General features: G+C 61.6%; 10 protein-coding genes, 1 tRNA gene and 1 pseudogene. 6 read left to right on the top strand and 6 right to left on the bottom strand.

The genetic code is table 11. The features are described from left to right. Window positions 1-175: 175 nt before the first annotated feature. Window positions 176-1,753, bottom strand: a complete 1,578-nt coding sequence (gene tig, locus U0988_RS01240) for a trigger factor (RefSeq protein ID WP_322290835.1) — start codon at window positions 1,751-1,753, stop codon at window positions 176-178. A 66-nt stretch (window positions 1,754-1,819) separates the two neighbouring features. Continuing rightward, a tRNA-Leu gene (locus U0988_RS01235) sits at window positions 1,820-1,904 on the bottom strand. Window positions 1,905-2,047: 143 nt separating this feature from the next. Between U0988_RS01235 and U0988_RS01230 the strand changes: the two genes are divergently transcribed. The 3 genes from U0988_RS01230 to der all read left to right on the top strand — a co-directional run bounded on the left by U0988_RS01230 (window position 2,048) and on the right by der (window position 4,255). After that, window positions 2,048-2,251, top strand: coding sequence for a hypothetical protein (locus U0988_RS01230; RefSeq protein WP_322290834.1), 204 nt, complete (start codon window positions 2,048-2,050; stop codon window positions 2,249-2,251). A 61-nt stretch (window positions 2,252-2,312) separates the two neighbouring features. Further along, entirely contained in the window at window positions 2,313-2,639 is a 327-nt protein-coding gene (locus U0988_RS01225) for a DUF3297 family protein (RefSeq protein ID WP_322290833.1), read from the top strand. A 164-nt stretch (window positions 2,640-2,803) separates the two neighbouring features. Further along, complete coding sequence (gene der, locus U0988_RS01220) at window positions 2,804-4,255, top strand: ribosome biogenesis GTPase Der (protein ID WP_322290832.1); 1,452 nt, start codon at window positions 2,804-2,806, stop codon at window positions 4,253-4,255. A 126-nt stretch (window positions 4,256-4,381) separates the two neighbouring features. On the opposite strand, the gene bfr is transcribed toward der, so the two are convergent. The 4 genes from bfr to U0988_RS01200 form a co-directional block, all read right to left on the bottom strand. Then, on the bottom strand, window positions 4,382-4,864 hold the full coding sequence (gene bfr / locus U0988_RS01215; RefSeq protein WP_322290831.1) for a bacterioferritin: 483 nt from the start codon (window positions 4,862-4,864) through the stop codon (window positions 4,382-4,384). 119 nt (window positions 4,865-4,983) lie between these two features. Beyond that, complete coding sequence (locus U0988_RS01210; protein ID WP_322290830.1) at window positions 4,984-5,175, bottom strand: (2Fe-2S)-binding protein; 192 nt, start codon at window positions 5,173-5,175, stop codon at window positions 4,984-4,986. A 76-nt stretch (window positions 5,176-5,251) separates the two neighbouring features. Next, on the bottom strand, window positions 5,252-6,496 hold the full coding sequence (locus U0988_RS01205; protein WP_322290829.1) for a DUF418 domain-containing protein: 1,245 nt from the start codon (window positions 6,494-6,496) through the stop codon (window positions 5,252-5,254). A 112-nt stretch (window positions 6,497-6,608) separates the two neighbouring features. Next, the gene (locus tag U0988_RS01200; protein ID WP_322290828.1) at window positions 6,609-7,526 is read right to left on the bottom strand and encodes an SPOR domain-containing protein; all 918 of its coding nucleotides are present in this window, start codon (window positions 7,524-7,526) and stop codon (window positions 6,609-6,611) included. Window positions 7,527-7,893: 367 nt separating this feature from the next. Between U0988_RS01200 and U0988_RS01195 the strand changes: the two genes are divergently transcribed. From U0988_RS01195 to U0988_RS01185, 3 genes and pseudogenes are all read left to right on the top strand, one after another. Continuing rightward, window positions 7,894-8,610, top strand: a complete 717-nt coding sequence (locus U0988_RS01195; protein WP_322290827.1) for a ParA family protein — start codon at window positions 7,894-7,896, stop codon at window positions 8,608-8,610. 17 nt (window positions 8,611-8,627) lie between these two features. Beyond that, complete coding sequence (locus tag U0988_RS13815; protein WP_416172346.1) at window positions 8,628-9,437, top strand: hypothetical protein; 810 nt, start codon at window positions 8,628-8,630, stop codon at window positions 9,435-9,437. A gap of 14 nt (window positions 9,438-9,451) precedes the next feature. After that, window positions 9,452-9,684: pseudogene (locus U0988_RS01185) on the top strand (sporulation protein); the annotation flags it as partial.

The following is a 9,684-nucleotide window of genomic DNA, read 5'->3' as shown; positions in this document are numbered from 1 at the left end:
AGCCAGATTTCGATCATCACCCGATACCCCTATTTGCTGCTGCGCCCGCGCAAAAAAACCAAGCCGGGCAGTAGTATGGGGTATTATAACGACAACGTCTCTCCCCGCCAGAGGCGGAAAGGGACGTGGTTTCGGTATCGAATACCTACCGGTACATCGGACCGGAAGAACTCCGTTACTTCTTGGCCGGAGCCTTTTTCGCAGCGGGTTTCTTGGCGGGTGCAGCCTTGGCAGGAGCCTTCGCCTCGGCCTTGGGTGCAGCCGCCTTCTTGGCTTCAGGCTTTTCGGCTGGCTTTGCGTCTGCCTTAGCCTTCGCTGGAGCTTTCTTCGCCGGAGCAGCCTTGGCGGGCTTCTCATCCGCGCCCGATTTCTTCGCGGCGGGCTTCTTCGCTGCGGCCTTCTTGGCCGGTTTCGCCTCGACCACCTCTTCCGCTTCGATCGCGGCTTCCAGTTCTTCGCGGGTTACTTCCCGCTCCGTCACGTCAGCCTTGCCGAACAGGAAATCGACGACCTTGTCTTCGTACAGCGGCGCACGCAGCTGGGCTGCGGCCATTGGCTCGTTGGCGATGAACTGCAGGAAGCGCTCACGGTCTTCGTTGCGATATTGCTGAGCGGCCTGCTGGGTCAGCATGGCCATTTCCTGCTGGGTAACTTCGACGCCGTTCTTCTGCCCGATCTCGGACAGCAGCAGGCCCAGGCGTACGCGGCGTTCAGCGATGTGGCGGTAATCGTCCCGTTCGGCTTCGATTTCCTTCATCGCCTTGGCGGGATCTTCGTCCTTCGCGGCTTCCTGTTCCAATTGCGCCCAGATCTGGTCGAATTCGGCATCGACCATGCCTTGGGGCACTTCGAAATCGTGGCCGGCCGCCAGCGTATCGAGCAGCTGGCGCTTCATCTGCGTGCGGGTCAGGCCATTCGTTTCCTGTTCCAGCTGGCCGCGCAGCAGTTCCTTCAACTTGTCGAGGCTTTCAAGACCGAGCGACTTGGCGAATTCATCATCCGCCTTGCTTTCGGTCTCCACTTTGACCTGCTTGACGGTGATCGCGAATTGCGCGTCCTTGCCCTTGAGGTTTTCGGCCGGATAATCTGCCGGGAAGGTGACCGTAATGGTCTTCTCGTCGCCGGTCTTGACGCCCGTCAGCTGTTCTTCGAAGCCGGGAATGAACTGGCCCGAACCGATTACGAGCGCGGCGCCTTCGGCCTTGCCGCCTTCGAATTCGACGCCATCGACACTGCCGGTGAAATCGATGATCAGCTGGTCGCCCTCGGCAGCCTTCTTGGTCTTGGGTGCGTCCTTGTAGCTTTTCTGCTGGTCGGCAATGTTCTTGATCGCCTCGTCCACCTGCGCATCGCTGACCGGTACCGTCAACCGGTCCAGCTTCAATCCGTCAAGATCGGGCGTCGCCACATCGGGCAGGATTTCCAGTGAGACGTTGAGCTCGGCGTCCTTGCCTTCCGCGTAACCTTCTTCGAGGTCGATGCTCGGCTGCATCGCGGGGCGCAGTTTCTTCTGCTGCATCAGCGAATCGATTGATTCGCGGATCACATCGTTGACCATCTGCGCGTGCAGCTGTTCGCCGTGCATCTTCTTGACCAGATTGGCCGGTACCTTGCCGGGGCGAAAGCCGGGCATTTTGACCTGCGGTGCAATCTTCTTCACCTCGGCATCGATTCGCGAGGCGATATCGGCGGCGGGGATGGTGAGCTTGTACGCGCGCTTCAGCCCGTCACTGGTGGTTTCTTTGATCTGCATGAGGTGCAACTTTGCCTTTATAGAATCTTTTTCAATGGTGCCGCTCGGTGGCCCGTGGTCGGCGTCTGGTGCGGGCGAAGGGACTCGAACCCCCACATCTTACGATACTGGTACCTAAAACCAGCGCGTCTACCAATTCCGCCACGCCCGCCGGGCCCAAACGACGCCGCAGGGGCGAGACTTTGCAGCCTTGCCTACACGGACAAGCCAGCGCCCTTAAAAGGCCCCGCACAAAAGGGCAAGCGCGGAACAGGCTGCGCGCAGCTTCGTTGGCTGGATGGAAGGAACAATCCGATGAACTTCGATCAGCGTGAACCTTTGACTGCAGCGACCCAGCCGGGCCGACAGCCCGACGAGGTCAATCCGGACCAGGGCGATACCGTCAATCCGCAAAGCCCGACCGAATTTCCTCCCGGCCGCGAGGATATCGACGAACCGCAGCCAGAGCAGCCGGATATTACACCGTTGCCGCCGGAAACCCCGCCCCCGCCGGATTGAGGTGCGGCGTTTGGTGAAGTCTCATGTTGCCTGCCCTGTGCGCAGCTAATATGGGCGGCGCATGAGTGAAGAAAAAAACCCCGAAGTCGCCCCGGATACCGGTTCCAACCCCGAGACCGATGCGCATGATGTGCCGCCCGACCGCCTGTCCGTTAATCCGCGCAGCAGCCTGTTCGATGAAGAAAAGCTCCGCCGCGGCGTCGGCATCCGCTTCAAGGGCGTCGAGCGCACCAATATCGAGGAATATTGCATTTCCGAAGGCTGGGTGCGGGTCCAAGCGGGCAAATCGCTTGACCGCAAGGGCCAGCCGCTGACGATCAAGCTGACCGGCCCGGTCGAAGCATGGTACGAAGATCTGGGCGATAACCCGCCGGTCGCGAAAGCCTGATTGCCGCCGGTAATCGGGGTTCGTAGCGGGCGATCGCGTACCTCACTCGATCAGCAGGACGCGGCCACTTGCCGTTGCTATGAGAGGTTAACCGGTCCTGGCCACAGCTTCGCCACCGGTGATCGAACTTGCCAATTGCACGTGAAAGGGCCACCTGCCCCGCAATGTTACCGCAAGTCATCATAATCGGCCGCCCCAACGTCGGCAAATCGACGCTGTTCAACCGGCTGGTCGGCAAGAAACTGGCGCTGGTTGACGACCAGCCCGGCGTTACCCGGGACCGCCGTTCGGGCGATGCCGAGATCGCCGGCCTGAAATTCAAGATCGTCGATACCGCCGGCTGGGAAGATGACGATCCGGAAAGCCTGCCCGGGCGGATGCGCAAGCAGACCGAGATCAGCCTGATTGGTGCCGATGTCGCGCTGATGGTGATCGACGCCCGCGCCGGGATCACCACGCTCGACCAGGAAATCGCCCTGTGGCTTCGCGGCCAGAAGGTGCCCGTGGTGATGGTGGCAAACAAGGCTGAAGGCAAATCGGCCGAGCCGGGCATCTATGAGAGCTACGCGCTTGGCTTTGGCGATCCGGTACCGATTTCCGCGGAACATGGCGAAGGAATCTCGGACCTGTTCGGCGCCTTGTGGCCCCTGATTGGGGACAGCGAGGAACGCATCGCGGTGGAAACCGCGTATGAGGCGGAACAGCAGAAAGCCGCACGCCAGGCCGCCCGCGATGCCGCCGAAGAAGCGGGCGAGGAATATATCGAGGAAGAGGTGGTCAAGGGACCGCTGAAACTCGCCATCGTCGGCCGCCCGAATGCCGGCAAGAGCACGCTGATAAACCGCTTGCTGGGCGAGGACCGGCTGCTCACCGGACCGGAAGCCGGGATTACCCGCGATTCGATTGCCGTGGACTGGAAATGGAACGATCCGAAGACCGGCGACCTTCGCGACATTCGCCTGATCGACACCGCCGGGATGCGAAAGCGCGCCCGCGTGGTCGAAAAGCTGGAAAAGCTCGCGGTGCAGGACGCAAAGCTGGCCATCGATTTTGCCGAAGTCGTGGTGCTGCTGCTCGACGCGACCCAGGGGCTCGAGCACCAGGACCTGAAAATTGCCAGCCAGGTGCTCGAAGAAGGCCGCGCGCTGATCATCGCAATCAACAAATGGGACGTGGCCGAAGATGCCAGCGGGCTGTTCAACGGCGTGCGTCATGCGCTCGACGAAGGCTTGGCACAGGTCAAGGGCGTACCCCTGTTCGCGGTATCCGCGCGCACCGGAAAAGGGCTGGACACGATGCTGTCATCCGCCTTTGAAATCCGCGCAAGCTGGTCCAAGCGTGTGCCTACCGCCGCGCTCAACCGGTGGTTCGACGATGCGCTGGAAGCCAATCCGCCGCCTGCGCCGGGCGGTAAACGGATCAAGCTGCGCTATATTACCCAGGCAGGCACTCGTCCGCCCCGCTTCGTGGTGTTCGGCAACCGGCTGGACATGCTGCCGACCAGTTACGAACGCTATCTGGTAAACGGCATCCGCAGGTCGCTAGGCTTCGATGCGGTTCCGGTCCGGGTCACGCTGAAAGGCAACAAGAACCCTTACGACACCAGGAAGAAGTAGGTCGCAAGACGTCGGGGGCTGAGAATTGCGCTGCGGCCGGTGTCGCGATTGCCAGAACTGTAGTACCTGAGGAAGAGTCAAACTCAGGCATTATTCCGCCAACTCGCGAAGTATCGAAGAGTGCTTTTAGCTGGCTTCGGCAGCTTTACTTTGTAGCTGAACGTAGTTTTCCAGCCCCATCCGCGCAATCATGTCGAATTGCTTCTCGAGGAAATCGACGTGCTCCTCCTCGCTTTCGAGGATGCGGGCAAAGATTTCGCGCGTCACGTAATCGCGCACGGTTTCGCAATATTCGATTGCGTCCTTGAGCAGCGGAATTGCTTCGTGCTCCACAGCCAGGTCGGCGCGGAGGATTTCCTCGACCGTCTCCCCGACTTTCAATTTGTGGATGGCCTGGAAATTGGGCAGTCCGTCTAGGAACAGGATGCGCTCCGCCAGCGTGTCGGCGTGCTTCATCTCGTCGATGCTCTCGTGCCGTTCATATTCGGCGAGCTTGTGAACGCCCCAGTTTTCCAGGACGCGGTAATGCAGCCAATACTGGTTGATCGCGGTCAACTCGTTGGTGAGCGCCTTGTTCAGATAATCGATGACTTTGGCGTCGCCCTTCACGCGAATTCTCCCAGCTGCGAGTGCATGAGTTTTATGCGCGCATCGAGGCGTTATGGCAAGGATCGACGCCGAAAATGGCAGAAATCCGCCAGTTGCGAGTGATTTGCGTTAGTGGCGTACTATTCCGCGTAGACCGGCTCGCACGCCATTTCCCGTTCTTCGAACAGGATGGCTTCGGCATCATCGAGGCAGCTGCCGCAATTGGGGCGCTTGCCCAAGGTCGCATAGACGGCTTCCGCATCGCCGCCGGAACGGCGCGCGACCTGGCGCAATTCGCTTTCCCTGATGGCATTGCAGACGCACACGTACATTCACAGATCTCCACGCGAGTCGCCGGAGCGACTGGACATGGAGTTACTGCGACTTAGTCGCAATAGCAAGCGAATATCAACGCCGCAGTGGAAATAGCCTGCCATAGGTCAGGCAGCGCCACAGCCATTCGAGCGGGCCAAAGCGAAAACGCGCAAGCCACGGCTTGGACCACAGCAGCATCAACGCCCAGGTCATCGCCACCACCAAATACAGTTCCGGGCGGCCCAGCTGGCCGAACAGCCCTCCGGCCCAGCCGTGGAACAGCAACAGCATGACGATCGACGTGCCGAGATAATTGGAAAAGGCCATCCGTCCGGCCGCGACCACTCGTTCCCCCAGCCATCCGGTGCTTGCAGCCGGTGCCCACAATGCCAGCAAGGTGAGCAGGCCAAGCACCGCCGGCAGGCGCGGAAGCGGGGAAACGCCCATGAACGCGGCCAGTGTGCCCCAATAGGTGAAGCCTTCGCCCATCGCCCACAAGGCAATCGGCAGGGTCAACGCGCCGCCAGCTATCACCCCGGTCCAGCCCCAGATCAGCATCTTGCGCCTATCGATTCCGCCACCAAACAGGCCCATCCGGTAGAGCGCCATCCCGATCAGCATCAGCGGAACCGTTTCAAGCGCGAAGAGGGACAGCGTGGCGAAAGGATCAGTACCGTGTTCAGCGAAGTTGTGGCTTACGTAATCGGCGTAGCTCCCATTGCGGATGATGGCTGTTTCACTTGCCCCTTCGGCAAGCTCCGCCTCTTGTTGGGACGCCAGGTCACTCCGCATCTCAGCATAGGGGGCCTGATTTCCAAGTTCCGTGTCGGCAACCAGATAGGGAAGGAACATCGCGACCATGAACATGATCGCACCAACCAGATAGCCCAGCAATCCGACCACCAGCTGGGTCCTGGCTTTCCAGCGCAGACATCCCATCGCTACAAAACCGGCAACGGAATACAGAACCAGTATGTCGCCCCGCCAGAGGAAATAAAAATGGATCAGGCCAAAGCCAAGCAGCCAGAACAGCCGCCGGGCCTGAAGCCAACGCGTTTCCCCGCGCGCCCAGGCTTTCTCAATGAAGAGCATCAATCCGGCACCGAACAGCAGGGTGAACAATCCGCGCATCTTGCCGTCAATCAGGACAAACTGGATTACCCATAACCAGTCCGATGTCTCCCCGTGGGGTACCAGGAAAGCGTCCGGGTACATATAGGCAGCCCAGGGCTGGCCGAAGGCGACGATATTCGCCCACAGGATGCCCATCACCGCGATGCCGCGAATGAAATCGAGGCTGACCAGCCGGTCGGTTGCCGGCGCGGTCTGCGGCGCCATCTGATCGGGCGTTGCAGCCGAGATCGCCAAGTTTTGCGTCGTGTCCATCATTGCCCCCGTGATTAGCGGCACCGGCTTAGCACTACCGGGCGGCGGGACAAGGCGGCTTTGTCTACTGGGCCACCAGGCAGCCATGCCCGGCACGTCGGAGGCTGGCGCACGCCTTGTCGGCCGCATCACGGCTGGGATAGCCTCCGGCAAGCAGTCTGGTGAGCCGGCCCGACGGGACCATCAGCCTGGTCTTGCCCGCCAATTCGCCGCGGGACGATAGTTGACGCCACAGTTTCTCGGCATTCCCGCTCACGGAAAAAGCTCCCAGCTGGACTTTCCAAGGCCCGCCCGTCGCCGTCGGGGAGTCTGGCGATTGCACGGCGCGGCTGGCCTGGGCAACTGCAGACTTCGCGGCGACTGCTGCACGCGGCTGGCTGGGCTGGCTCGGCATATCAGCCGTCAGGCCTGCACCCCCCAGATCGGCGCCGAGATCGGCTGCGGCCAGCTGGGCCGCCCGCATGGCGTCCGCCTCGCGCTTCAGAACCTGCGCCTGGCTCTGCGCCTCCTGCCGCTGCTCCCAAGGTATGAAGCCGTCCATCTGTTTGATGGCCGCGGCGGCCTGGGGGAGTCCGGCCGCGTTGGACAGGGTCAGCAGGGCATAGGCCCGCACCCAATCCTTGGGCAGCAGGTCGCCATTGAAATGCGCGAGACCGATCAGATATTGCGCGCGCGGGTCGCCGCGTGCCGAGGCAGCGGTAAGATAGGTCATCGCGGCTTCGCGCCGGCCATCCTGAAACAGCATCAGTCCGTAATTGTCGGCCGCGTTCAGATGACCCTGCGCCGCGGCCCGGGCGTAAAGAACTTCTGCTTGCGCCGGGTCCGCCTCTACCCCCCGCCCCAGCCGATACGCCTGAGCCAGATTGAACTGCGCATCGGGATCCCCCTGGGCGGCCAGCTCACGCCATTCGCGCACCGCGGCGGCGTAATCGCCCGCGATCCAGGCATCGACACCCGCCTTGACGTCGGCCAGTGCGGGCACCGCAGCGGCTGCAAACCAAAGGCAGAATGCCCAAACACTGGCACGCGCAAGTTTCATCGGTCCAGAGGTACCCTTTTCAGACGGCAAGCCAGGCCGGAGCTTCTGGCCTGGCACAGCCGGAAAGTCGGCTGGTTCGCGCTCTCGTCATAGTAAATGACCAGTTAGCAAAGAGTTTCCATTCCGGTAAATTCCTTCCTCCGTCAAAACTCCAATGGTCGGCAGACCCGCCCAATCCGGCCAAAAAATCCGGCTTGGCGGCGAACAACTTGCTGTCCGCGTTAACCTAAAATTAGTTGTATCCTGCGATTTCGGATGGCGACCCGCAGTGGTGCGGTGACGACAGACGGAATTTCAGGGGGATCGCGCCTTGCGTGTACTGGCATTAGCTTCGCAGAAGGGTGGATCTGGCAAGACCACGCTCTCAGGCCATCTGGCCGTCCAGGCGCAGCGCGCCGGAGCCGGACCGGTTGTATTGATCGATATCGATCCACAAGGCTCGACCGCCGACTGGTGGAACGAGCGGGAGGCGGAATACCCCGCCTTTGCCCAGACCACCGTTGCACGGCTCGCGTCCGATTTGCAGATCCTGCGCCAACAGGGTTTCAAACTTGCCGTGATCGACACGCCGCCGGCCATTACGATGGCGATTCAGTCGGTTATCGGTGTCGCGGAACTGATCGTCGTGCCGACTCGCCCGAGTCCGCACGATTTGCGCGCGGTCGGTGCTACAGTCGACCTGTGCGAACGGGCCGGCAAACCGCTGGTTTTCGTGGTCAATGGCGCCACCCCCAAAGCCAAGATTACCTCGGAAGCTGCCGTCGCCTTGTCGCAGCACGGCACCGTTGCCCCCATTACACTCCATCACCGGACCGATTTTGCCGCCTCCATGATCGATGGCCGGACGGTCATGGAAGTCGACCCGGAAAGCCGGTCCTCCGCAGAAGTTGCCGCGCTGTGGAACTACATTGCCGACCGGCTGGAAAAGAATTTCCGCCGGACCGTCTTTGCCGCTCCCAACATGTCCGCGCAGGCTGCAGGGGTCAGCCGAGCCGGGGGCGGCTTCGGCCGCCGCGTCGCTCAGTGAGCGCGGGTAGAGCAATTATGAACGAAGCTTCTTTCGCCTCTTTGAGTCCCAGCCTGCTTGCCCGCAAAGGCGGTGCACGTCCGGCGATGCGCCCGCAGCATGGCGGCTTGCTGGGTTCGATCGGAGCCGGATCGAACACCGATTCGCTGTCCGACGAGAGTCTCGACGATCTGGGCTGGAATGACATGGGGGACGAACATGCGCCCCACCATGACAGCGAGGCCGTCAAACTGACGCCGTCTCCGGTAAACGAGATCACCGCTGCAGAGGCACGGCAACTTGACGAACAGGCCGGCGCAAAGCTCGCAGAATTCGCCGTAACTGGCAGCGCGCCCGGCCATCAGGACGCACGCGGACAGCAGGACGTGCTGGCCAAGCGCATCGAACGGAAATCTCCGCCGATCCTGTCCGACGCCATCATGTCCAACGACGACGATGCGGACCAGTTCGAGACCGACTCCGAATACCAGCTTGAAGACGAAGCCGGATATGATGCGGAAGACGGCCTCGGGTTCGAAGACGACAGCTATGATGAAGACGCGCAGGACGCCGGTCTCAGGTTTCACGCAACGCCGCGGATCACTGCGGTCAAGGTGCCGCGGCCGGCACGTGCGCCGCGGGTGGCCGCAGTTGACCAGGGGAGGCGGGCAGCGTTCACTCTCCGCCTCGATCCGGAACGGCACCTCAAGCTGCGCCTTGCGAGCACGATCACGGGCCGCAGCGCCCAGCAGATCGTAACCGATGCACTCGACGCCTTTCTGGGCGACATGCCCGAACTTGCCACGCTCGCCGCACAGGTAAAGCGCACCGGCAACGAACATAGCTGAACAGGGGACAGATCATGAGCCGATCCGCACATAACGCCCGTTTCGTAACGCTGGCCGTCACGACCGCGCTGGCCACTTCTGCGCTGGCTGGCTGTACGACCACTGTTGCACCGCGTGCCGATATGTCCGCAGGCAAGGCGCAGACCGCTTTGGCCAAGGGCGAAGCAGGCAAGGCTCTGACTCATGCCGAAGCGGCCGTGTTGGCCGATCCCCGTAACCCCGCCTACCGCGCGATGCTGGGCGCAAC

Origin of the sequence: Allopontixanthobacter sp., from assembly GCF_034376665.1 — a bacterium.
Lineage (GTDB): Bacteria > Pseudomonadota > Alphaproteobacteria > Sphingomonadales > Sphingomonadaceae > Allopontixanthobacter.
Note: the sequence above shows the minus strand (reverse complement) of the source record. Positions and strands in the feature narration are given on the sequence as shown.